Source organism: Kiloniella antarctica, assembly GCF_042682825.1.
GTDB classification, from domain to species: Bacteria; Pseudomonadota; Alphaproteobacteria; order Kiloniellales; family Kiloniellaceae; genus Kiloniella; species Kiloniella antarctica.
In genome coordinates this window covers 246,509-271,573 of the sequence record NZ_JBHUII010000013.1, presented here as the reverse complement: position 1 = coordinate 271,573, position 25,065 = coordinate 246,509, and the positions used below count along the sequence as shown (strand labels likewise).

Here is a 25,065-nt window from a genome sequence, read left to right as displayed (position 1 = left end):
TTTTGCATCTTATCGGTTTATAATGTCTTATTAGGGTGTCGAATTTCCGTCGTGGCGGGTAGCTTAACTAACAGAATTTAAAAGATAAAATATATAAAACCTTACTAAATATGCCTCAGATAAATTCTTACTAATTTTGTATACAATTTTTATATAGGCCGTACGAGGAAATTGACTATGCAACTTGAGATGGATAGCTTAAAACCATCCTTATTAGATTAGGTAACGAGATACTAAAAATAAAAAAAGGCGCATTCCGCGCTTATTTACGACATTTGGGAGGATATCGTGATTAAAAAAGGACTTTTGGCTACTGCGGCTTTCGCAAGTATGCTTGCTATGGGATCTGTATCTGCACAGGCAAAAACATTTGTTTATTGTTCTGAGGGCAGCCCTGAAGGATTTACACCTGCTCTGTACACATCAGGTACATCATTTGATGCCAGCTCACGCAACATCTATAATCGCCTTGTAGAGTTCGAAAGAGGCTCAACAATTATAACTCCAGGTTTGGCTGAGTCCTGGGAAGTTTCCGAAGACGGACTTTCTTATACTTTCCATCTTCGTTCAGGCGTACAATTCCATAAGACGAAATATTTCACGCCTACACGTGAATTAAACGCTGATGATGTTCTTTTCAGCTTCAATCGCCAGTGGAAAGCTGATCACCCTTATCATAAAGTTTCTGGTGGTACTTACGAGTACTTCTCTGGTTATGTAAGCTTCCCAGATATTTTAGAGTCGATTGAAAAAATTGACGATAATACAGTTAAGTTCACACTTCAGAAGCCTGATGCACCTTTTATCTCAAAAATTGCCATTGATTTCGCTTCTATTCATTCTGCTGAATACGCACAACAGATGCTAGATGCTGGTACTCCTGAGAAATTTGACCAAGAGCCAATCGGCACGGGTCCTTTCCAGTTTGTTTCCTATCAGAAAGATGCCTTTATTCGTTATCAAGCAAATGACGATTATTGGTCAGGTCGTGCACCGCTAGACAAACTTGTGTTTGCGATCACTCCTGATGCCCAGGTTGCTTATCAGAAGCTTGCTGCTGGTGAGTGTCATCTGGTGCCTTATCCCAATCAGGCTGATTTGACTTCCATTGAAGCAAACAAAGATCTGACTGTTGATAGTCAAGAAGGCTTGAACGTTGGTTATCTTGCGTTCAACACCGAGAAAAAACCATTTGATGATAAGCGTGTTCGCCAGGCACTTAACTATGCCATGAACAAAGAGGCAATCATCGAAGCTGTATTCCAGGGCGCTGGTAAAGCGGCTAAAAACCCGCTTCCACCAACACTTTGGGGCTATAATGAAGAAATTCAGGATTACCCTTATGATCCTGCAAAAGCGAAAGCTCTTCTTGCAGAAGCTGGTGTTTCCAATTTAAGCACTGATATCTGGGCAATGCCTGTTAAACGTCCTTATAACCCGAATGCGCGTCGTATGGCCGAACTTATTCAGGCTGACTGGGCGGCTGTCGGTGTGAACGCTGAGATCGTTTCCATGGAATGGGGTGAGTACCTTTCCCGTTCACAAAAAGGCGATCACGATACCGTTCTTCTCGGTTGGACAGCAGATTATCCAGATCCGGATAATTTCCTTTCACTTCTTAACTGTGCTTCTGCGAAATCTGGTGGTAACCGCGCACGCTGGTGTAACAAAGAGTTCGATGATCTCTTTAATCAAGCTGTGATTGTTTCTGATCCTGAGAAACGTACAGAAATTTACGAAAAAGCTCAGGCTGTATTCAAGGAAGAAGCTCCTTGGGTTACTGTGGCTCACTCTGTTGTTCACAAAGCTATGAGCAACAAAGTTGTTGATTTCCGTATTGATCCACTAGGTGGCCATGTATTCTACGGCGTTGATCTTCAAGAATAAGATATTAAAATCTTAAACTAAATATGAAACGGGGGGGGTGTAAGCCTTCCCCGATTTTCTTATAAGAGAAGTCAGGATTGCGATGTTTCGATTTATTTTGGCCAGGTTGGGAGTTTTAATTCCCACATTCCTTGGCGTTACTCTTATAGCTTTCAGTTTTATCAGAATGCTGCCGGGTGACCCAATTGAACTCCTTGCCGGAGAGCGTGGGGTTAGCCCCGAACGCCATGCAGAACTCATGGCTACTCTCGGTTTTGATCGACCGATTTGGGAACAGTATTTTTCCTTCTTGTGGGGGATACTCCATGGAGATCTAGGCGTTTCCTTCACAAGCCGCCAACCAGTTTTAGAAGAGTTCCTAACGCGGTTTCCTGCGACAGTTGAGCTTGCTGGTTGCGCTATTATTTTTGCCGCATTGATCGGCTTACCTGCTGGTATCATTGCCGCGGTTAAGCGTGGTTCTGCATTTGATCATACCTTGATGGGAATTTCCCTGACAGGTTATTCAATGCCAATCTTTTGGTGGGGCCTTCTTCTTATCATTGTTTTCTCTGGTCAGGACATGTTGGGGTGGACACCTGTATCGGGCCGGTTATCTGCGCTGTTTTGGATCGATCAAGACACAGGGTTTATGTTGATTGATGCTTTTGTCAGTGACGAAAAGGGTGCTTTCACATCTGCTCTATCTCACCTCATATTACCGACGATTGTTCTTGGAACTATTCCTCTTGCGATTATTGCACGTCAAACCCGCTCAGCAATGCTCGAAGTTTTAGGCGAAGACTATGTACGTACAGCCCGCGCTAAAGGTCTGTCGCCTTTCCGGGTAATTGGTATTCATGCATTGAGAAACGCTTTAATTACAGTTGTTACTGTAATTGGCCTTCAGGTTGGAGTTTTGCTTGCTGGTGCGATCTTGACGGAAACAATTTTCTCTTGGCCGGGTATCGGCAAGTGGATGATCGATTCAATCTCTCGGCGTGATTATTTCGCGGTGCAGGGTGGTATCGTCATGATTGCCTCTATTGTTATGATTGTTAATTTGATGGTTGATTTTATGTACGGTTTGATCAATCCACGTATTCTGCATCGGAGGTAATGATGAGCGAAATTCAAAATACTGCTGATCGTAGTGCAGAGCCCAAAGAAATAAGTCCTTTGCGACAGCAGCTTACAGAGTTTTGGTTTTATTTTTCAGAAAACAAAGGCGCTGTTGTTGGGCTTTTCTTCTTCGTTTTTATTGTATTAATTGCCCTAACTGCAAATGTTACAGCGCCACATTTACCAAACATACAAAATCGCGATTACATCCTGATACCACCATTCTGGCAAGAAGGCGGTAACATCGAATTTCTGCTTGGTACTGATGCTGTCGGGAGAGACCTTCTTTCTCGGCTTATGCATGGCTCACGGTTTTCTTTGTTTGCTGGGTGCATTGTTATTGTTATCAGTTTGACTTGTGGTGTGTTACTGGGGCTATCGGCTGGTTTTTTCCGCGGGATTTACGAAACCATCGTTATGCGAATTATGGATGTTATTCTATCCATTCCAAGTTTGCTGATGGCTTTGGTTTTGGTGGCTATTTTAGGCCCAGGCCTAAGAAATGCTATGATTGCGATCTCTGTTACTTATTTACCGCACTATGTTCGTTTGGCTCGTGCGTCTGCTATTGCTGAGTCTGCGCGTGATTATGTGACGGCGAGTAAAGTTGCTGGTGCAGGTAAAATGCGTTTGATGCTGATTGCAATTCTTCCCAATTGCATGGCGCCGCTTATTGTTCAAGCTTCTCTAAGTTTCTCGACAGCGATCCTGGATACAGCGGCTCTTGGTTTTCTTGGTATGGGGGCACAGGCGCCAGCTTCGGAGTGGGGAACAATGCTTGCGGATGCACGTGAATTTATGCTCAGTGCGTGGTGGGTCGTTACCTTCCCTGGTATTGCGATTTTACTGACAGTATTGGCTATTAACTTGATGGGTGATGGTCTGCGTGACGCGCTCGATCCCAAGATGAAGAGGTCCTGATCCCATGAGTTTATTGGAAATTAGAAATCTCTCTGTTGAATTTCAGACGGCTCACGGTTTATTTCGAGCGGTCGACAGTGTCGATCTGGAAATTGATCAAGGCGAAATGGCGGCAATCGTTGGGGAGTCTGGTTCAGGTAAATCTGTATCTATGCTTGCCTTGATGGGCCTTCTTCCTTGGACAGCTAATATTACAGCTGATCGCATGAACTTTGATGGTCAAGACTTGCTGACGATCTCCAAAAGAGAGCGCCGAAAAATTATTGGTAAAGACATATCAATGATTTTCCAAGAACCTATGACAAGTCTTAACCCATGTTTTACTGTCGGTTACCAGATCATGGAAGTGATCAAGGAGCATCTTGGCGGGACGAAAAAAGAACTTGAAAAACGCGCTGTCGAGCTTTTGGGTTTGGTCGGAATTCCTTCTCCTGAAACACGTTTGCGGGCTTTTCCTCATCAGATGTCAGGGGGCATGAACCAGCGTATTATGATTGCGATGATGATTGCATGTAATCCGCGCCTTTTGATTGCAGATGAGCCTACAACAGCTTTGGATGTGACTATTCAAGCCCAAATTCTGGAACTTCTTGGTGAGCTTCAGAAGAAGCAAGGTATGGCACTTGTCCTGATCACACACGATATGGGGGTTGTCGCTGAAACTGCCGAAGTTGTGAATGTTCAATACGCGGGTCAGCAAGTTGAGCGTCAAGATGTAAAGGGACTGTTTAATGCCCCTCAACATCCGTACACGTATGCTTTGCTAAAGGCTTTACCTGAACGAGCAACGGGTAAACGCCTGCCATCAATTCCCGGTGTCGTACCTGGGTTGTTGGATCGCCCAACGGGTTGTTTGTTTAATCCTCGGTGCGAATTTGCGACGGATAAATGTCGGAGTGAAGCACCTGCTCTTCACAATAAAGTCCTTTGTCATTACCCGCTTGTGGACGGTAAACCAACGAATAATCATCCTGGGACATCTACCTCGTCGGTGATTGGAGGAAATGCGTAATGGGTGTTGAAAAAGTTCTTAAAGCAAATAACCTCAAACGCTATTATGAGGTTAAAGGCGGCCTTTTTTCCAAGGGTGGTACTGTCAAAGCATTGGATGGTGCTTCGTTTCAGTTAGAGGCGGGAAAGACACTGGCTGTAGTCGGCGAGTCTGGGTGTGGTAAGTCCACGCTTGCCCGATTGGTTACGTTAATTGAAAAACCAACAGAAGGCGAACTCGTCCTTGGCGGTATGGATATTTCTTCCGTACATACCAAAGAAGAAAAGGTATCGCTCCGTCAGATGGTGCAGATAGTTTTTCAGGATCCATACGGATCCTTGAATCCACGCCAAAAAGTCAGTGCTATACTTGCAGAGCCATTGAAGATTAATACCAACATGTCGGCCTCTGAACGGCGTGATGAGGTTTTATCTATGATGTCTCGGGTTGGCCTTCGTCCTGAACAGGCGGATCGTTATCCGCATATGTTCTCAGGGGGGCAACGTCAGCGTATTGCGGTTGCCCGGGCACTTATGTTGCGTCCGAAGATTGTGATATTAGATGAGCCGGTTTCTGCATTGGATGTGTCCATTCAGGCCCAGGTTTTGAACTTACTTACAGAACTTCAAGAAGAAATGAACTTAGCCTATTTGTTCATTTCTCATGATCTTTCCGTTGTTAAGCATATTGCTGATGATGTTTTGGTTATGTATTTAGGGCAGCCTGTCGAACATGGTTCACGGGATGAAATTTTCAATAATCCCCAGCACCCTTACACCAAAGCTCTTTTGTCTGCGACACCGGTTGCTGACCCAAATCGGAAAAAAGAACGGATCAAATTAGTTGGGGAATTACCTTCTCCGCTTAATCCTCCTACGGGGTGTTCTTTCCATCCCCGGTGCCCTCTTGCAAACGATCGTTGCAAGGCGGAAAGACCTATTTTGTCTTCGACTTCGTCTGCATTGGTATCTTGCCATGCCGTAGAAGAGGGGAGAAGCTAGCCTGTTGCCTTAGCTCTTCTATATTATAAAATAAACCCGGGTGACCGGGTTTATTTTTGTCTGAAATTTATTGTACACGCCGTGATTTCAAGTAATTAGTACAGGAAAATTGATTTTTGCTTCAGTTAATCAATTTTAAGGAGCGTTGTGATAAGCTGCAAAAATAACATTTAAGAAGGTGTGGACGACAAGTATGAAGGACATCACCTACTCAACAGAATATTTGTGGGCCCGCGCAAAAGAACTTGTAAACGAAGATTATGTTTCTTTATCTTTATTGATGAAGCAATTAGGGAGCCCTGTACCCACTGTTCATTGGAACCTCCCCGAAGATAAACTTCCTCAACCTGAGTTACAGTTTCTCTTTAAGTGGTGGAAAGATAAGAAGGGAGAGAGAATGGCTCCCTCTCCATCTGATGTTGATCCTTTTGAACTCAAGGGAATTCTTGGAAAAATTGCCGTTCTCGAAGTTATTGATACTGGGGAGGAGTTCAAGTATCGTCTATATGGATCGGCAATTATGCCAGAGCCAGGCAAAGATCTAACGGGTAAGTTATTGTCTGACATCTGGACACCCATGCGAGCTTTTTTCGCTATTACCTATCGGGCAGTCGTGCTGCGTAAAGAGCCATTATATACTCGCCATGAACCTCACCATTCTTTGAAAATGGCAGAATGGGATCGGATAATTCTTCCTCTTTCTGATGGAACTGAAGTAGAGAGAATTATCGTGGCATTGGTGCCCGTCAAAACTGAGGAATGAAAGCGTTAAGTGTAAGCTGTTTATTCATTGAGTTTTGACCACACCATCATTCAATCCGAATACCTTTTTGATCAAAGAGGTGGTAGTGTTCGGGTATTGTGGTGAAAGAGATATTTTCACCAGCTTGGATTGGCGCTATCCCATTCAAACGGGCAACAGCATTAGCTTTATTTTCTGTCTGGAAATATACATAAGTGTCTGAGCCTAAATGCTCTGTTCTGTTTACTAGGCCTCTAATGCCTCCTTCATTTACGGGAACCATATGTTCAGGACGAATACCCATTTGAATGGGGCCTGAAATATTTATAGAAGCCTCGAATGCAAAATCATTTCTCTCATTCGTCAGGTTGATCTTGGGAATGTCTGTTGCGGATGTTTCAATGGTTGCAGGGAAGATATTCATTTTTGGAGAGCCAATAAACTCTGCAACAAACGTATTTGCAGGTTTATTATACAGATCTAGGGGAGTGCCGACTTGCGCTATTTGGCCATTGTTTAAGATTACAATGCGATCAGCCAAGGTCATTGCTTCTACCTGGTCATGAGTTACGTAGATCATTGTTGCGTCGAGTTGCTTATGTAAACGTGCCAGTTCTACACGCATTTCCAACCGAAGGGCGGCATCGAGATTTGATAGAGGTTCGTCCAGTAAGATAACCTTTGGGTCTCGCGCAAGTGCTCGGCCAATAGCGACGCGTTGGCGTTGGCCGCCGGAAATTTGTCCCGGCTTACGATCTAAAATTTTTGTAAGATGTAATACGTCGGAAATTTTTGATACTTTCTGTTGAATTTCCTGTTTTGGCATTTTGGCAAGACGGAGTGGGAAACCAATATTTTCGCCAAGAGTCATATGAGGGTAGAGGGCATAGGATTGGAAAACCATGGCGATATCTCGATCGGAAACAGGTAAGTGGTCTGCCCGTTTATTACCAATCCAAAATTCTCCAGATGAGATCTCTTCCAGTCCGGCAATCATACGTAATAATGTTGATTTACCACAACCTGATGGTCCAACAAAAACGACGAATTCATTAGGCTCTATCGTAAGATCAATGTTTTGAATGACATTTAGGTCGCCAAATTTTTTGCAAACACTTTTAAGAGATAAGCCGGTCATACCGCTTGTTTCCTTGTATTGAAAACCTTGTCAGTTTTTAATTTTCTGCTCAGCTCAGCGAGACCAACTTCTGTGCCGCTTGGATAACGGCGCGGATTTGATGAAATTGCAAAGGCGGCAGTATTGATTGCGATCTCAAGGCAAGACTGTATATCGTGACCACGTGCAAAGGCGGTTAGAAATCCTGCGTTGAAAGAATCTCCGGCGCCAATGGTATCCACGACATCGATCTCATTTGATGGAATGATCAGAGGAGGTTTTCCGAGTGTATCCAACCGTGCGCCTCTGGGCCCCATTTTCGTGATGAAAAGGGCATCATCTGGCATACTTTTAAGTGCGTCCTGGTAGTTTGCACCGTCTTCATGATTACGTGGGTGTAAAAGACCGTGTGTTTCGACTTCATTGAGCAGGGCAATGTCAACGAATGGTAGCCAGCCGAGTACTTCTTTTCGGGTATTATCTGTCCAACCTGCTGTAGGCCACGCAGTATCAAGCGCGATGCGCCCGCCTTTGGATCGCACGAACTGAAAGATCTCTTTCAAGGCCGGGCGGATGGTCGGCATTAGTGAAGTACCAACAAATAATACAACCACATTTTTGAGATCCATTCCTGCCAGTTTGTTTTGTAACTCGAGAGGTTGGAATTGGGCAACATGACCCGGGGTGCTGAAAAATGTACGTTCTCCGTCCGGGTGGGTTATGCCGACTGTCAAGGCTGTATCTACAGTATCGATAATCCAGTCATCATCCAGGCCAGGATATTGCTTTAAAAGCCATTCTCCAAAAAGATCATTTCCGACATTAACGATCATACGATGCTGCGCGCCGAGAGAAGTTAATGCCTTGGCGGTAATACCTGCGCCTCCGCCTTCACGCATTTCTGATGTTGGTAATATAACTTCTGTTCCCGGTACGGGCCAAGGCGCTTGAGGTCCCATAATAAGATCAACATTTACGGTGCCTACCGTGACGATTTCTGGATTTCTCATGTCTTTATGAATGTTAGGTGTTTCTATCATCCCTTTACGCTCCCACTCATCAGTCCGGAAACTAAAGATTTTTGAAGAAAATAAGCCATAGATACGGGGGGGATCGTTGCGAGTATACCTGCCGCAGAAATCAAACCATAGTCCGCAACCCGTCCAGCAGCAAAATCTGCGATTGCGACCGGGAGAGTTTTTGCTCTGATATCATTGGTAAAAAGCAACGCGTAAAAAAACTCGTCCCAAGCCATTAAAATTGCCATTAGAGCTGCGGCACCTACTGCGGGTTTCGCGATGGGCAGAGTAACATGCCATATTATCTGAAGGCGGTTGGCTCCATCAATCAAAGGGGCTTCATCTAAATCAATTGGTATGGCGTCAAAGTTACTTTTTAAAAGCCATGTCGTGAAGGGGACAAGAATACCACAATAGACTGCGATGAGGGCGATGTGTGTATTTAGTAAGCCCAGCGCCCCCATTGTGGAATAGAGAGGTAAAACGAGTGCAACTGGTGGCATCATGAAGGTGGCGATAGCGACAAAAAGCAAGCTTTTGCGGCGTTTTCCAGGGAGCCGTGAAAGGCTATAGGCTGCAGGGACAGCAACGAGGAGCGAAAGTGTCGTAGCCGAGATGGCAACGATAAGGCTATTACGCAGGGCGCTCAGGAAGGATTCTGCCGTAGAACTGTCAACATCGCTGAGCAGTTTTGTGTAGTTAGCGAATGAAATTTCTGCAGGAAACCATTGTAGGGGGAGAGTTGTCAGGTCGCGGGTAGTGCTAATGCTCATAATAAAGAGCCATAACACGGGGCAAAGAAGGACAAGTCCAAGTAAGCAGGCAGATCCGTATACGAGACAGGTTTCAGATTTACTTCGGCGGATCATACCGTATTTCCCTGTTTCTTAATAAGCCACAAATAAGCAGCAATGAGAACAGCGCTGATGAGCACAACGATGAGGGCATAGGATGCTCCTGAGCCAATTCGCATATAAGCAAAAGCCTCTTGATAAACATGAAAACTTACCGTCTTGGTACTGTTGGCTGGTCCACCTCTGGTCATGACATAAACAATATCAAATACCTTGAAGGCTTCTATTGTTCTAAGAACCAGAGCAACGCTTACAGGAGCGATAATCGCTGGAAAGACAACAGTTCGAAATCTTTGAAAAGCATTCGCGCCATCAAGAGTGGCAGCTTCAATCAAGTCCTTGGAAATGGTTTGCAGGGCAGCAAGGGTTATCAAGGCAACGAGTGGAAAGTTTTTCCATACATCTGCAATTGCGACCATGGACAAAGCAATGTCCGGATCTCCAAGCCAGCTCTGGTATTGTTCAATAAGGCCAATTTGCGTGAGCAGGGCGTTTAAGGCCCCAAAATCTGGTCCATAGATTAACCGCCACATCATTGCATTGACGACTGTTGGGAGGGCGAGAGGCAGAATTAAAAGTGCTCGTAGCAGGGTTCGTCCGTGAAAAGCTTGATTTAGAAGTAGAGCAACCAATACACCAATAATGATTTCGGCCGAAACAGAGACTGAGACAAAATAAGCCGTATTCTCAATGGAATCTAGAAAATGGTTGTTTCCTAACGCTTTGAAATAATTTTTAAATCCGACCCAATGGTCTGTTGTTTCTGGTGCGGCAAGATGTGCCGAAGTGAAACTGTAATAGACTGTTTTGATCAGGGGGTATCCCACAACCCCGATGATGATTGTCATCATCGGGGTTAGCAGGAGCCACGCTGTTGTGGCTTTGGAAAAGCGGAACATTAAACTAAGATACTCTAGTCCAAATCGGACACAGCATCAGCTGCTTCGTTCAAGGCTTCAGTCGGGGCTTTTGTCCCCAACAAGGCTTCTTGAATAGCGACTTGAAGTATAGAAGACATTTCCTGATAGGAAGCTTTCGTTGGGCGAGGATACATTGCTGCCAGTCCTACTTTCGCAGCTTTTAGCAATTCTTCCTGTCCCTTCGCAATTTCAGGATTGTCGTAAGAGCTTTTCCAAACAGGTAAGCTCAACTTGGCAAAGCCTTCTTGTACTGGTTGGGAGGTGAGATGTTTGATGTAATCCCAAGCGATGTCTTTATTCTTGCTATTGGATGTTACGCCCAGACCCATGGACCCATTGACTGCAGAAGCCTTGCTAATGTTTGCTGCCCCAGGTGCTGGAGCAATGCCGACATGGCCTGCGATAGAAGATTCTTTAGGGTCATTGGCCAGATTATACATGTAGGTCCAATTTACTGCGAATGCGGCTTGACCGCTTGAAAAGGTGCGACGCACGTCTTCTTCTGAATACTCACGTGAATTCGGATTGGTCAGACCCATCTTTATGGAATCAACCATATATTCAAGGGCATGAAGTCCACCCCCTTGCTGAAAAACAGGCTTTTCATTGCCATCAAGAAACTCCCCACCCATTGCCGAGAGCAATGTGGCGTAGTCACAGATAACGGCTTCAGATTGTGACCAGCTCCAAACCAGAGGATATTCAACAATCCCTTTATCTTTAATAATTTTTGCTTGGCTGGCAAGTTCGGCCCAAGTCACAGGGGCTTTTGATATCCCGGCTTCTGAGAGCATTTTTTTATTATAGAAGAGGTATTTTGTGTCTACGATCCACGGCATACCATAATATTTCCCGCCGTATTCGACCGTTGTCCATGCGCCTTCGAGAATGTCAGCCTTTGTAGAATTGTCGATTTTATCACTGACATCGGTCAAAAGGCCGTACCGTGCAAATTCAGCAGGCCAGATAACGTCAAAAAGCACGACATCGTAGCCATCTGAGGCATTATGAGACAAAACGATTTTGTCATGAAGGGCTTCGTAAGCGACAAACTCCATCTTTACGTCGACATTTGGGTTCGCTTTTTCGAAAGCTTCCGTCATGTTCTCAATATCTTGTTCGCTATAGGCTGCTTGAGCCATAAACAAAGCACTTAGTTGAGTTTTTTCTGCATATGCTTGTGAGCCCGTTAAAAGGGTTCCAACCATTGCAGCAAGTAGCATTTTAGACTTCTTCATATTAACCTCCCTGTTATAAGGTTATAAGCCACGATGACATTAACGCTAAAGTTAGTCGTTTTTATTTGGTAGTTTTTGTTTGTCTGTGGCAGTTTGTGTGGATAGAATTTTTTATTAACTCAATTTGATTTAATTAATTTATCATGGAAATGAAATATGGCAACGGAAAATTCCGATAGCCCTAAAAATGGTGGTTTTAGAACAGGTATGCTGGGGACGAATCTGGAACATGCGAAAGAGCATAACCTGCGAGCCGTAATTGATGCTGTTCGTCGTCATGGTGCTCTTACGCGTGCTGAAATAACCCGGACGACGGCCTTATCGGTACAGACAATTTCTAATCTGGTGGCTGAGCTTGAGCAGCGTGGATTGTTAATTGCGGGAGAAGCTGAAAAAGCAAAGCGAGGCCAACCTGCTCGACCTTACAGATTAAACCCTGATGGGGGGTATTCGGTTGGTATACAGATGGACCATCAGCTTGCTTTGGCCATTCTCGTGAATTTAGCAGGTGAAGAGTGTGCACAAATACAGCAGCCTGTATCACGACCTTCACCAGATGAAGGGATAGATATCCTGACTAATTTGGTGGATCAGTTACTTGAATCTGCCAAGGTGAAAAAGAAGCGTGTGTTCGGTGTAGGTGTTGCAATTCCAGGGCCATTTGACGTCAGTGGACCGACAGGAATTGGACCTGGATGGGTTGGTTTTCCGCTGGAAGAGCGCTTGCGTGAACGTACGGACCTCCCCGTTATTGTTGAAAACGATGCGAATGCTGCAGCGATTGCAGAGCGGCTTCATGGTGCTGGGAAAAAATTTGAAAATTTTGTCTATGTTTTTATAGGAATGGGGCTGGGCGCCGGGTTGTTTCTTAATGGTCAAGTTTATCATGGCGTAAGAGGGGCTGCGGGCGAGATTGGACACATCGTTGTCGAGACGGACGGGATTTCTTGTGAGTGCGGGAACAAGGGGTGTTTTGAGCGTTATGTGTCTTTACGCGCGGCTTATGAGGCTATCGGCGAGACAGACGATGCACATAGAACTCCCGAGCAATTAGAGAAGTTGTATGACGAAGAGGACCCTGCTTTTATGGCATGGCTTCGTAATGCAGCTGATAAATTACGGTTAGGCGTTCAGGCTCTTGAAAGTACATTTGATCCGGAAGTCATTTTTATTGGCGGTCTCTTACCCACAAAAATAGCACAGGCTTTAGTAGAAAAAATGTTACCTCCTTTGCCATCTGTTGTGACGCAGCTAAAACCACTGGATGAACGTATCCTTGTTGGTATTAGCGCTACTTCCGCGCCTGCGCACGGGGCAGCCAGTGTGCCAATTTTTTATGAATTTAATGCTGAACTTTATAAGCATTCTAATAAATTGAAATCGTAACTTTACATGCCATAAACTATTATAGCTGTTGAGTGATTAAAGGGTAGTTCAGGAACTCTCGTATTTTTTAAATTTCCTCTCGGCTATCTCCAGAAGCTCCCTTATGACCCAATTCTGTTTACGGTTTTCCTTAAAGTAAGCTGAGTATTTATAGGAGATTTTGGATCGGAAAGGGCGTATGTTCACACCTGATGCAGCCCAGATTGGTGCAGAAAATGGCTCCAGGACGCCACAGCATAACCCCTGCTTAACAAGAGAGTAAGCGTTTGCGGAGTGTTGAGTGCTGAACTGGGTTATGGGATTTATTCTTTTGTAAAGATCGGTGTGTTGATGGAATGCCAACACATCATCACTGTCCAATGCAATAAGCTTTTCTCCAATCAAGTCCTCTTCGTTGATGATATCCTTTTCACAAAGAGGGTGGTTTGGGGGGAGAGCACAAACATAATCTACCTTTGCAAGAATAACTTGCTCGACACCGGGCTGCTCACCCATTTGATTTCCAAAGGCTATATCGAGATCTTCGTCCATTATCATATTGAAGTAACTTTTTACGTCTGTTGTATTTAAGATGATGGACACGTCAGGGTGATTTGAAGAAAACTCTTCGAGTATCTCGGGGACAATACTGATGGATAAGGCGCCGAGGGATATTATTCTAATTTCCTGCTTTTTATCACGAGATAGATCTTCGGCCATATTTTGTAACTTAGAAAAGGCGTCAAAGACTTCATCAAGTTTACGGTAAAAAGCCATTCCCTCTGGTGTTGGAACGACCCGTCCTTTTCGGCGATGAAGCAAATTTAGCTTTAATGAATACTCCAGATCGGCAAGCAACCTGCTTATGGTCGGTTGTGTTGTTTTCATGCTTTTGGCTGCGGATGAGATTGTTCCGTTTACGATCGTTGCTCGAAAAGCTTCAAGTTGGCGCATTCGCATTACAAAAAATCCATTATGCTTTTTTTGCATATCTATATACATCATTATGCATTGATTCAAATTAAAGTTCGTGGTTCCTAAAAGAGAAGACCGGGGGGGTTATTGTTAAGCAACATGTGGCCGACTATTGTTGCTAACAGTAATTCACCTGTTCTTTAAAAATGAACTGCCTCAAGGGAACTCAGGGTCCTAAAACTCAAAAGAGCACAAGGCAGTCGATATAACATATCTTGCGTGAATGATTCGCACCTTAATGCCAGCTGCGGGTTTGTTCGGTGAGTTTGATTAGGGAGATATCTGTGGCTGGTACATACACAGCAAAAGAAATGCTAACAAAGCTTGTTGCATTCGATACTGTTTCTCGAAACAGTAACTTACCCCTGATCGAGTTTGTTGAAGACTATTTGTCTTCTCATGGCGTATCCTCCCAACGCGTTCCAAATGAAGACGGTAGTAAAACAAATTTATGGGCGACTATTGGCCCTGATACGGACGGTGGTGTTATCCTTTCTGGACATACTGATGTTGTGCCTGTTGATGGCCAGCCTTGGAATACCAATCCTTTCGAAGTTGTCGAAAAAAACGGATTGCTTTATGGGCGTGGCACCGCAGACATGAAGGCTTTTTCTGCTATTGCCTTATCACTGGTTCCCGAAATGTTGCGCTCAAATATGAACCGCCCCATCCATCTAGCTTTATCATATGACGAGGAAATTGGCTGCCTTGGTGCGCCGTTAATGGTCGAGGATATGGCGCCAAAAGTTAAAGCCGAAGCGGTTATCGTTGGTGAGCCGACGATGATGCAGGTCGTCAGTGGTCATAAGGGCGTTATTGGTCTTATGACGAAGGTCCGTGGTTTGGAAGTTCATTCCAGCCTTTTACATACAGGAGTTTCAGCCGTTCATATCGCTGCAAAGCTGATTGTCTGGCATGAACAAAAGACTAAAGAAAACAAACAACGTACAGAACATCTTGCAGAGAATGCCCTTTTTGAACCGGGATATACCACGCTGCATTGTGGTGTGATTCAAGGTGGAACCGCTCATAATATTACAGCGAAAGACTGCTCTTTCTCTTCTGATTTCAGGGTGCTTCCTGCCGAAGATCCTCTGGCATATCTCGAAGAATACCGGGCATATGTCGCAGAGCTGGAAGCTGAAATGAAGACTGTTGACCCATCTACTGGAATTACCATCGATGTGCTTGCAAATGTACCAGGATGTCGCCGCGAAAAAGACGGTGCTGCCGAACGGTTGGTACGCCAATTAACAGGCGATAATGCAGAGCATGTTGTTTCTTACGGCACTGAAGCTGGCCAGTTTCAGGATGGGGGTTATTCGACTATTGTATGTGGCCCTGGAGATATTGCCCAGGCCCATGCCGCCAATGAATTCTTATCTATTGAACAGCTTAATGCCGGCGAGGCCTTTCAGCGTAAGTTGATCGAACGTCTGGCAAGTTAACTATGAGCTATAAAAAAAACTAACTACAAATAATGTCAGGGAATAATAATGCCGATTATTAACCGTTTTGCCGAGCTACACGATGAAATCACAGGATGGAGACGCGAAATCCATTCAAACCCCGAGCTCCTTTTTGATGTAGAACAGACGGCTGGATTTGTTACAGAGAAACTTAAAGAATTTGGCCTGGATGAAGTTGTAACAGGTATTGGCCGTACGGGTGTTGTCGGTATCATTAAAGGTAATGATACCAGCTCTGGTAAGGTTATTGGCCTGCGTGCCGATATGGATGCTCTTCCTATTCACGAAGAAACCGGACTGGATTACGCGTCCAAGGTTGATGGGAAAATGCATGCTTGTGGCCATGATGGTCATACGGCGATGCTTTTAGGTGCAGCAAAATACCTGTCTGAAACGAGGAATTTTGATGGCTCCGTGGCTGTTATTTTCCAACCTGCTGAAGAAGGCGGCGGCGGCGGTCGTGAAATGGTTGAAGATGGCATGATGGACCGCTTTAACATTCAGGAAGTTTATGGCTTGCACAACTGGCCAGGGGTTCCTGTAGGAAACTTTGGGACACGCCCGGGTGCTTTGATGGCGGCGACGGATATCTTTACCATTGATATTCAAGGTTCTGGCGGTCACGCTGCAAAACCACACGAAACGATTGATCCGATTGTTGTTGCCAGCCATATCATCTTGGCGTTGCAGTCAATTGCTTCTCGGAGTGTTGATCCAATTAAATCTGTCGTTGTATCTGTGACAACGTGTAACGCAGGCACGGCTTTTAACGTGATACCGGATACTGCTTCTTTGAACGGCACGGTTCGTACCCTTGATGAAGGTGTTCGTGATTTGACGGAAAAACGTATTCAAGAAGTTGTTGAGCACACTGCCAAAGCGTATGGTGCGACAGCAGTTCTGGATTATAAGCGGAATTACCCCGTTGTTATGAACCACGTCAAAGAAACATCCTTTGCAGTAGATATTGCTGCTGGGATTTCAGGTGAAGATCGTGTTGATACGGATGCGAGTCCAACAATGGGCGGTGAAGATTTCGCCTTTATGTTGAATGCGCGTCCAGGATCGTTCATCTTCTTGGGGAACGGTGATACCGCACCGGTGCACCACCCTAAATACAACTTTAACGACGAAATAATTCCCGTTGGTTGTTCATACTGGGCTAAGTTGGTTGAAACAGCTATGCCTGCTAAAAGATAAGTATAAAAAAGTTCGAGTACTAAAATTTGACCATTACGCTCGTAGTGGTAAACACAGGGAGTATCATAATGAAAATAAAAAATATTCTAGCGGCAAGTGCATGTGTACTTGCTCTGGGAACGGGAGCAGCACAAGCCGAAGTTTTCAAATGGTCTTTTCAAGGCGATGTTCAGTCTCTTGATCCGCACGGTTTGAACGAAACCTTTACCTTGGGATTCCTTGGGAACGTATACGAAGGTTTGACGTCGTATAGCAGCGATTTACAAATAGAACCTGGTTTGGCTGTTAGCTGGGAAAATACAGCTCCAACGACTTGGGTTTTCAAACTTCGTGAAGGTGTGAAGTTCCACGACGGTGGTGATTTTAACGCAGATGACGTTATCTTTACATGGAAACGGACGCTTACTTCCGGATCGGACATGAAGGGTTACGGCGCAAGAATTTCGGGCATCAAAAAAATTGATGACCATACCATTGAAGTTGAAACCCCAGCTCCAAATCCGATCCTGCCACGTGAACTTGCCTTCTATTACATGATGGACAAAGAATGGTCAGAAAAGCATAACTCAGTTGAAGCAACGAGCCCTAAAGCTGCCGATGCGACTGCAACTTATGCTGCTCAAAACGCCAACGGTACTGGTCCATTTATTCTTTCAGAACGCCAGCCTGATGTTCGTTCAACATTCACACGTTTTACGGATTACTGGAAAGATATTCCAACAAATGTAACTGAAGTTCAGTTCACCCCTATTTCTCAGGGTGCAACACGTGTTGCTGCTCTGATTTCCGGTGAACTTGATATGGTTTATCCTGTTCCCGTACAGGATTGGAATCGTTTAGAAAGTGCTGAAGGCGTTAAACCTTTAACAGGCCCAGAAGCACGGACGATTTTCCTTGGTATGGATCAGTGGCGTGATGAGCTTCTCTATTCCAACATCAAGGGCAAGAACCCGTTTAAAGATCAACGTGTTCGGGCTGCGATGGCGCATGCTATTGACTTGAACGCTATTGATGAGAAAATTATGCGTGGTGCTGCTGTTCCTGCAGGGCTTCTTCTTGCGCCACAAATCAATGGCTTTGATGAAAAGTTCAATACTCCTTACGCCTATGATCCGGAAAAATCTAAAAAACTTCTCGCTGAAGCTGGTTATCCAGATGGATTTGAGCTTGGTATGGATTGTCCGAACAACCGTTATGTAAATGACGAGAAAATTTGCCAGGCTGTTGTTGGTCTTTTGGCACGTGTTGGTATTAAGGTTGATCTGAACGCTCAGCCTAAATCCAAGTATTTCGCCAAAGTAAGCCCGCAAAACGGTAACGACACATCATTCTATCTGCTAGGATGGACACCGAGTTCAATGGACGTTCATAACGTTCTTTATAATTTGATGTCTTCTTTCGACGTTGAAAAGAATACTGGCCAATTCAATTATGGTCGTTACTCTAATACACGTATCGATGAGATTGCTGGAAACGTTGAGAAAGAAACAGATCAGGCCAAACGCCAAGACATGGTCGCTGAAGCTTTCTCAATCTTGCAGAAAGATGTTGGTTATCTTCCACTGCACCAACAGCCTCTATCTTGGGGTGTTCGTGACGGTGTAACCCTTGCTCAGCGTGCAGATAATGTTCTTGATCTGCGTTATGTTGTAGTCGGCAAATAAGATTGCTGTAATTGCTACTGGGGGCCTCTTCTTATAGAGGCCCCCGTTTTATTAGGGGACGTTATGTTCAAGTTTGTTTCGATGCGGCTGTTACAGTCGATTGTCGTAATGCTGGTTGTTGGTTTGATTGCGTTCGGGTTATTCCGATTTGTTGGCGATCCCATCAACAATATGGTTGGCCAAGATACTACTCTGGCCGAACGTGAAGCTCTAACAGAATCACTCGGTTTAAATGATCCTTTCCTTGTTCAGTATGGGCGCTTTATTACAAAGGCAGTGCAAGGTGATTTTGGAATGTCATACAGGTTACGGCAACCTGTTAGTGGCCTCATCGCTGAGCGGTTTCCTGCAACGCTAGAGCTGTCCCTTATTTCTGCTTTCCTAGCTTTGGCCTTAGGTGTTCCCATGGGGATCTATACGGCCTTAAAGCCCAAGTCACTATTCACCCGTGGATTTATGACACTGTCTTTGATGGGGGTTTCCCTCCCAACATTCCTAATTGGTATTCTGCTTATTCTATTTTTTGGCGTAACACTTCGCTGGCTGCCTACGTTTGGGCGGGGTGAAGTTGTTGATCTTGGTTGGTGGACGACAGGTTTCTTAACAGCAAGTGGCCTAAAGTCGCTGATATTACCAGCAATAACATTGGCCATTTTCCAAATGACTTTGATTGTTCGTTTGGTTCGGGCTGAGATGCTTGAAGTTTTACGGACGGATTATATCAAGTTTGCGCATGCGCGTGGTTTGAGCCCGCGCCTGATTAACTTTTCAATTGCGCTTCGTAATACATTGGTTCCGGTGATCACCATTATTGGTTTGCAAGTTGGTTCGATTATCGCTTTTGCGATTATCACCGAGAGCGTTTTCCAGTGGCCGGGTATGGGGTTGCTGTTCATTCAGGCGGTATCTGAAGTCGATATTCCGGTTATGGCTGCTTATCTACTGTTGATTGCTTTCGTTTTTGTCGTAATTAATCTGATCGTCGACATCCTGTACTTTGTTGTTGATCCACGTTTGCGGGTGCAAAGCTAATGAGCGATATATCTAACGAAAGACCTTCCTTTATAACCCGCTTTCGCGAAAGTGATCTGTGGTGGAATTTCAAAGGATCACCGGGTGCGATTATCGCAGCTATTTTGACATTTCTCATGATATTTGGTGCCGCTTTTGCAAATTTTGTAGCACCTCATAATCCTTTTGACCTCGCGACTGTTGATCTGTTCGACGCACTATTGCCGCCGGCATGGGAAGGAGAGGGCAATGCCTCTTATCTCTTGGGGACAGATGATCAAGGCCGTGATGTCTTTTCAACGATCCTCTATGGCTCGAGAATTTCTTTGATTGTTGGTTTTGCCTCTGTTGGCCTTGCCGCAATCCTGGGGATCGCTGTTGGCCTGATTTCAGGTTATGCTGGTGGGGTGGTTGATTCTATCCTGATGCGTATTGCGGATGTACAGTTATCTTTTCCTGCCATCTTGATCGCTTTGCTTATTGATGGTGTGGCCCGCGGGATTATGCCTCGTGAAACCCACGATGAACTTGCGGTTTATGTGTTGGTTGTGGCGATTGGTCTCAGTTTTTGGGTTCAGTACGCGAGAACTGTCCGAAGTTCTGTGATGGTGGAACGGAACAAGGAATACGTGCAGGCGGGGCAAGTTATCGGCCTGCCGGATTGGATTATTCTTGTCCGTCATATCCTCCCCAACGTGATGGGGCCGGTGCTTGTTATTGCGACCATCCAGTTGGCGTTAGCCGTGATTACAGAGGCGACATTATCTTTTCTAGGTGTCGGTGTACCACCAACATCGCCGTCTCTTGGTACCTTGATCCGCATTGGTAATGACTATCTGTTCTCTGGTGAGTGGTGGATTACGATCTTCCCGGGTGCTGCATTGGTTATTCTGGTTCTTTCTGTCAACATTCTGGGTGACTGGCTACGTGATGCCCTGAACCCCAAACTGCGCTAGATGAGGATGATGCCATGAGTAAAACGTTATTGGATATCAAGAACCTCATTGTTGAGTTTCCATCCCGTCATGGGGATGTTCTCGCAGCCAAGAATGTCTCTCTCTCTGTTGCCAGCGGTGAAATCCTCGGTGTGGTTGGGGAATCTGGTGCTGGGAAATCGACTATTGGTAATGCGGTTATGGGACTGCTCGAGCGTCCTGGCCGTGTCGGAGGTGGAGAGGTTTTTCTCGAGCGGGATAAAATCAGTGGGTTATCTCAAGTAGAAATGCGTAAAATCCGCGGTAAGCGTATTGGTATGATCTTTCAGGATCCGCTGACATCGCTCAATCCACTGGAAACCATTGCGAAGCAGTTAATCGGCACGATCCAGACGCATCTTGGTTTTTCTGATGCCGATGCCCGTGAACGGGCGATTTCTCTTCTGGATCAGGTTGGTATTCCAGATCCTTCGCAACGGGTAGACCATTATCCGCACCAGTTCTCAGGGGGCATGCGTCAACGCGTTGTTATCGCTTTGGCCTTGTGTGCTGAGCCAGAAGTCATTCTTGCGGATGAGCCAACAACGGCACTGGATGTATCCATTCAGGCACAAATTCTCGACCTGCTGAGAAAGTTGGTTCGAGAAAAAGGTGTCGGCATGATCATCATCACCCATGATATGGGGGTGATCGCCGAGGTTGCTGACCGTGTTGCGGTAATGTATCGCGGGGCAGTGGTCGAAACGGGGCCTACGAAAAAGATCCTTGGGAACCCGGATCATCCTTATTCTCGCAGCTTGATATCTGCAGTGCCACGGCCTGACGTGCGTTTACATCGGTTCCCGATGGTGGAAAGCATTGAAGCGGCTGGTGAGCGGAAGGAACTTGATCTTTCAACACATTGGTTGGGGAAAGCGCGTGACTTTGGTAAAAGCGATGGCCCTTTACTTAAGGTTGATAACCTGGAGATGGTGTTCAAGTCTGGCGGCATGTTTGGCAGCAGCAAAAGTATTGTCCGCGCGGTTGATGATGTTAGCTTTGATATTCGCAATGGCGAATGTTTCGGCATCGTTGGTGAATCCGGCTCGGGTAAATCGACCATCGCCCGTTTGGTAACTTCGATCTACAAATCAGCTGGCGGGTCAATTAACTTTGCGGGTACAGATCTTACCAAGATCAAAAGACGTAAAGAGCTGAATGTCCACCGTCGCCAGATGCAGATGATCTTTCAGGATCCATTCTCGTCGGTAAATGCCCGTATGAAAGTACGTGATATTATTGCAGAGCCGATCCGGTTCCATAAACTGACAAGTTCTGAATCTGAAACACGTCAGATCGTGGATGATCTTCTTGACCACGTCGGGCTTGGTGCCAAAGCGGCTGTGAAGTACCCACACGAGTTCTCCGGGGGGCAACGCCAAAGGATCTCTATTGCACGTGCTTTGGCCACACGGCCCCGCTTTCTGATCTGTGATGAGCCGACTTCTGCACTTGATGTATCTATTCAGGCTCAAATTTTGAACTTGCTGAAAGATCTCCAGGACGAACTTGGCTTGACCATGATGTTTATCAGTCACGATCTTCCCGTCATTCGTCAGATGTGTGACCGGGTTGGGGTGATGTCAAAAGGCAAGATGGTTGAGATTGCTGATACTGAAGCGCTCTTCGAAGCGCCGAAACATGAGTACAGTAAACACTTGATCAGTCTGATGCCGAGTTACACAGGCTTGATGAACAAGGACGCAGAGCAAGCGGAGGCAAGTTAGGATTCCTTGCTGTTCATTTGATCAGGAAAAGGGCTCTTTATTCATCGTGAAGAGCCCTTTTCCATGAGTTAAACTGCAACGATCTTCGCTTTTATTAAACCAATATCGATACTTCATTCAATCTCGTTGTTATTTGGTTATAATTTTGTTTCTAGAGATGATCGCTGCAGCAATAAATGACAGCAACATAATCGTACTGATTGCAACTAATCCGTAAATCAACCCACTATAGCTGCCAGTGATGCTCCATGAAATCGCGGCAATATACGGTGCAAAAGCCTTTAGCATAGTGGTCGGCGTATTGATTAGCCCATTGATCAATCCATAGGAGTTCTTCGTCATAAACTCTGGAACAGCTAATCCCATCATAATCGTCATTGTGCCTGCAACAGCGCCAAAAGCAACTCCAGCAATTATCAGTACGGGAAAATTTGCGGGAAACAAAATCATGGCAATGAACGTCAAGGGAAACAACGTGGCGATGAATATCCCAACATAGGCGATACTTTTAGTTTGAAAAAGTTTCATAAATGCCCGTCCAGCGACTTGTGCAGGACCTAGAAGAGCGAGAATTAAAACTGTATTTTCAACTGTTAAACCGTTCTCTATCAACATTGGGTAGAGATGAAAACGAAAAGAGGAGGTAATAGCGGTGTATAAAGAAAAACAAATCAACAATGCCCAGAATATTGGTTGTAGCAACGCCCAACTTACACCTTCTTTTCCATGTTGAATGGCTTTTAAGGGAGTGCGGTTTTCTAGAACATTCTTATGTCTTGGGATGAGTTGGTAGAGACTTGCACAGATTAAAATATTGATTGCTCCTAGCGCAATTAATACCTGACGCCACTCCATGTAATCCAGCATGAGTTCGATGAGAGGAATAAAAATAGTACTGGCGAACCCGCCCCACAGAGTCAAAGAGGTTATATAATCACGGGTTTTGGTTTTATCAAAATGTTTCGCAACGACAGCAAAAGCGGCGTTGTAGAGGACGGCTGCCTGTAGAAAACCGATTCCGGAAAATACGATATAGAACCATGTAAGTGATTGAGTTTGTGACCATAAAAAGAAGAATATTCCGGCAAGTATTGAGCCACCTGTCATGACATCCCGGCCATGTCCTCTATCAATTAAAATTCCAACAGGAATTGCAGCAAATGCTGATAGCAATAAACCAACCGTTAATGCGCCATAAATTTCTGTTTTTGCCCACCCAAATTCAAGGGTCATGGCGACCGTAATTTGTGGAAAGGCGTAGTATAAAGTTCCCCAAGAGCAAATCTGAGCAAAGCCAAAGGTTGAGAGGAAGTACCATTTCATTCTAGTTGAGGTGGTAACCGCGTCCTTCGTATTGGTGATTAGCTGCATAACGAACACTCTTCAGACTTTCACTCTCTAATCCCAGTTTGATTTTGCTGTGTGAGTAGGGGCCGGACCACAACATTTTCCAGAAGCAACCTCAGGCTTTTTCTCGGTGATAGGAGTAGAATCACAACACTCTTTGCTTGGGGGCTTTTCTACAGGGGCGATTTCACAACACTCGCTGCTAACCGCAAGGGGTTCTGTAGAGGTGCTTATTTGTGGGCGAGAACTACAAACACCAGTTTGAGGCAAATCCAACTCGATTTTTCGAGCTGCTTCATGATTACCGGCAAGTTCATCCGCGATTGAGCGCACTTGCTCATAACCCGTTTTCATCAAAAATGTTGGCGCACGGCCATAAGCTTTCATTCCAACGATGAAGAAGTTTTTATCTGTATGGGATAGTTCGTCGATACCGTGAGGCCTAACAGTGCCGCAAGAGTGAAAGTTTGGATCAATCATGGGGGCCAGAACGTTTGGCGCTTCAACAACAACATCAAGATCAAGGCGTATTTCACGAAGCATTTCTAAATTTGGATGGAATCCTGTCGCAACGATAATACGATCTACTTCGATGGTTTGAATTTTATCATCGATATCCATTTCAACGTTCATGCGACACCCTATTTTAGAGATCTTACGAACATTCATTGGGGCGTAGAGCTCTAGAGCACCGTCATCGATAGCTTCTTTTGCAGCGGTTCCAAGTGCACTTCGGGCAGGCAATTTATCATTTATGCCGCCGCCGAGTAGTTTTTCAATTTTGTTGCGACGCAGACCCCAGATAAGTTTTGTATCTGCATTTTCTTTCTTGAGCTGTAGCACATCGAGAACGACATTGATTGCGGAATGACCGCTGCCTAGGACAAGGGTTTTCTTCCCTTCATATAGAGCTTTGTTTCTTGTAAGTGTTTCTGGAATTCCATATGAGATGCGGTCACTGAACTCTTGCTCACCTGGAACCATTAGGCCATCAGCACCAATTGGATTTGGGTTATACCATGTACCTGATGCGTCAATGACGGCCATTGCTTCAATGACATTATGTTCTCTGTCAGAAGTCTTGTAATGAACTGTAAATGGAACACTATTGCGGTCAAGTGTTGATGATTTGCTCAAACCCAGTTTGGAAACAGCTACAACATTAGCATCGTAAAGAATGTGATTTTTTAGTGCCGTTATCTCTGCTGCAGGCACAAGGTATTCATCAACAATTTCTTGGCCTGTTGGAAGATGTTTTTTGTCTGGATGTTTCCAGCCCATTGGCTCTAATAAGTCCATAACTGCTTTATCTGTGATATACTGCCATGGGGTGAAAACGCGGACGTGTCCCCACTCAAGTATGGCATGGCCCACGCGGGATCCTTTTTCGAGCAAGAGAGGTTCCAGGCCTCGTGCTATTAATTGAGCTGCTGCTGATATTCCGACGGGTCCTGCACCAATTACAATTACCCTATTATTAGTATTTGTATTTTTCATAAAGTTACCTCTTTCATCGATGCATCGATCGTCGATATATAAAGT

21 protein-coding genes are annotated in these 25,065 nt (G+C 45.0%); 13 read left to right on the top strand and 8 right to left on the bottom strand.

Going from position 1 to position 25,065, the window contains the following annotated elements:
• Positions 1-330 precede the first annotated feature (330 nt).
• The 6 genes from ACFSKO_RS19865 (at position 331) to ACFSKO_RS19840 (ending at position 6,664) form a co-directional block, all read left to right on the top strand.
• Positions 331-1,887, top strand: a complete 1,557-nt coding sequence (locus ACFSKO_RS19865) for an ABC transporter substrate-binding protein (RefSeq protein ID WP_380255421.1) — start codon at positions 331-333, stop codon at positions 1,885-1,887.
• Positions 1,888-1,969: 82 nt separating this feature from the next.
• Complete coding sequence (locus tag ACFSKO_RS19860; RefSeq protein ID WP_380254954.1) at positions 1,970-2,986, top strand: ABC transporter permease subunit; 1,017 nt, start codon at positions 1,970-1,972, stop codon at positions 2,984-2,986.
• 2 nt (positions 2,987-2,988) lie between these two features.
• Positions 2,989-3,909, top strand: coding sequence for an ABC transporter permease subunit (locus tag ACFSKO_RS19855; RefSeq protein ID WP_380254952.1), 921 nt, complete (start codon positions 2,989-2,991; stop codon positions 3,907-3,909).
• A gap of 4 nt (positions 3,910-3,913) precedes the next feature.
• Entirely contained in the window at positions 3,914-4,921 is a 1,008-nt protein-coding gene (locus ACFSKO_RS19850; protein WP_380254951.1) for an ABC transporter ATP-binding protein, read from the top strand.
• Positions 4,921-5,901, top strand: coding sequence for a peptide ABC transporter ATP-binding protein (locus ACFSKO_RS19845; RefSeq protein WP_380254949.1), 981 nt, complete (start codon positions 4,921-4,923; stop codon positions 5,899-5,901). The genes ACFSKO_RS19850 and ACFSKO_RS19845 overlap by 1 nt, the downstream gene beginning before the upstream one ends.
• A gap of 193 nt (positions 5,902-6,094) precedes the next feature.
• A complete protein-coding gene (locus tag ACFSKO_RS19840) occupies positions 6,095-6,664 on the top strand; it encodes a PAS domain-containing protein (RefSeq protein ID WP_380254947.1) in 570 nt (189 codons plus the stop codon).
• A gap of 46 nt (positions 6,665-6,710) precedes the next feature.
• Here the strand turns inward: ACFSKO_RS19840 and ACFSKO_RS19835 are convergent, their stop codons facing one another.
• The 5 genes from ACFSKO_RS19835 to ACFSKO_RS19815 are packed head-to-tail and all read right to left on the bottom strand — an operon-like array spanning position 6,711 to position 11,791.
• Entirely contained in the window at positions 6,711-7,781 is a 1,071-nt protein-coding gene (locus ACFSKO_RS19835; protein ID WP_380254945.1) for an ABC transporter ATP-binding protein, read from the bottom strand.
• Positions 7,778-8,800 carry a carbohydrate kinase family protein gene (locus tag ACFSKO_RS19830; RefSeq protein ID WP_380254944.1) on the bottom strand — a complete coding sequence of 341 codons (1,023 nt, stop codon included), beginning with the start codon at positions 8,798-8,800 and terminating at the stop codon, positions 7,778-7,780. The genes ACFSKO_RS19835 and ACFSKO_RS19830 overlap by 4 nt, the downstream gene beginning before the upstream one ends.
• Positions 8,797-9,648 (bottom strand): carbohydrate ABC transporter permease, encoded by an 852-nt coding sequence (locus ACFSKO_RS19825; protein WP_380254942.1) that lies wholly within the window; start codon positions 9,646-9,648, stop codon positions 8,797-8,799. The genes ACFSKO_RS19830 and ACFSKO_RS19825 overlap by 4 nt, the downstream gene beginning before the upstream one ends.
• A complete protein-coding gene (locus ACFSKO_RS19820; protein WP_380254940.1) occupies positions 9,645-10,532 on the bottom strand; it encodes a carbohydrate ABC transporter permease in 888 nt (295 codons plus the stop codon). The genes ACFSKO_RS19825 and ACFSKO_RS19820 overlap by 4 nt, the downstream gene beginning before the upstream one ends.
• 14 nt (positions 10,533-10,546) lie before the next feature.
• Positions 10,547-11,791, bottom strand: a complete 1,245-nt coding sequence (locus tag ACFSKO_RS19815; protein ID WP_380254938.1) for an extracellular solute-binding protein — start codon at positions 11,789-11,791, stop codon at positions 10,547-10,549.
• Positions 11,792-11,947: 156 nt separating this feature from the next.
• Here ACFSKO_RS19815 and ACFSKO_RS19810 point away from each other — a divergent pair, with 156 nt between their 5' ends.
• Positions 11,948-13,177: an ROK family transcriptional regulator gene (locus ACFSKO_RS19810; RefSeq protein ID WP_380254936.1), complete on the top strand. Its 1,230-nt coding sequence runs from the start codon at positions 11,948-11,950 to the stop codon at positions 13,175-13,177.
• A gap of 48 nt (positions 13,178-13,225) precedes the next feature.
• Here the strand turns inward: ACFSKO_RS19810 and ACFSKO_RS19805 are convergent, their stop codons facing one another.
• Positions 13,226-14,116 carry a LysR family transcriptional regulator gene (locus ACFSKO_RS19805; RefSeq protein ID WP_380254935.1) on the bottom strand — a complete coding sequence of 297 codons (891 nt, stop codon included), beginning with the start codon at positions 14,114-14,116 and terminating at the stop codon, positions 13,226-13,228.
• A 299-nt stretch (positions 14,117-14,415) separates the two neighbouring features.
• Between ACFSKO_RS19805 and argE the strand changes: the two genes are divergently transcribed.
• The 6 genes from argE (at position 14,416) to ACFSKO_RS19775 (ending at position 22,176) form a co-directional block, all read left to right on the top strand.
• A complete protein-coding gene (argE, locus tag ACFSKO_RS19800; RefSeq protein ID WP_380254933.1) occupies positions 14,416-15,579 on the top strand; it encodes an acetylornithine deacetylase in 1,164 nt (387 codons plus the stop codon).
• A gap of 48 nt (positions 15,580-15,627) precedes the next feature.
• Entirely contained in the window at positions 15,628-16,800 is a 1,173-nt protein-coding gene (locus tag ACFSKO_RS19795; RefSeq protein WP_380254931.1) for a M20 aminoacylase family protein, read from the top strand.
• A gap of 68 nt (positions 16,801-16,868) precedes the next feature.
• Positions 16,869-18,464, top strand: a complete 1,596-nt coding sequence (locus ACFSKO_RS19790) for an ABC transporter substrate-binding protein (RefSeq protein WP_380254929.1) — start codon at positions 16,869-16,871, stop codon at positions 18,462-18,464.
• A gap of 63 nt (positions 18,465-18,527) precedes the next feature.
• Positions 18,528-19,496, top strand: a complete 969-nt coding sequence (locus ACFSKO_RS19785; protein ID WP_380254927.1) for an ABC transporter permease — start codon at positions 18,528-18,530, stop codon at positions 19,494-19,496.
• Entirely contained in the window at positions 19,496-20,431 is a 936-nt protein-coding gene (locus tag ACFSKO_RS19780) for an ABC transporter permease (protein ID WP_380254925.1), read from the top strand. The genes ACFSKO_RS19785 and ACFSKO_RS19780 overlap by 1 nt, the downstream gene beginning before the upstream one ends.
• Positions 20,432-20,445: 14 nt before the next feature.
• A complete protein-coding gene (locus tag ACFSKO_RS19775; protein ID WP_380254923.1) occupies positions 20,446-22,176 on the top strand; it encodes a dipeptide ABC transporter ATP-binding protein in 1,731 nt (576 codons plus the stop codon).
• Positions 22,177-22,305: 129 nt separating this feature from the next.
• Here ACFSKO_RS19775 and ACFSKO_RS19770 read toward each other — a convergent pair whose 3' ends face one another.
• Together ACFSKO_RS19770 and ACFSKO_RS19765 are read right to left on the bottom strand one after the other, a co-directional pair.
• On the bottom strand, positions 22,306-23,547 hold the full coding sequence (locus ACFSKO_RS19770; protein WP_380254922.1) for an MFS transporter: 1,242 nt from the start codon (positions 23,545-23,547) through the stop codon (positions 22,306-22,308).
• A gap of 27 nt (positions 23,548-23,574) precedes the next feature.
• Positions 23,575-25,020: an NAD(P)-binding domain-containing protein gene (locus ACFSKO_RS19765; protein WP_380254920.1), complete on the bottom strand. Its 1,446-nt coding sequence runs from the start codon at positions 25,018-25,020 to the stop codon at positions 23,575-23,577.
• Between the last annotated feature and the right edge of the window lie 45 nt (positions 25,021-25,065).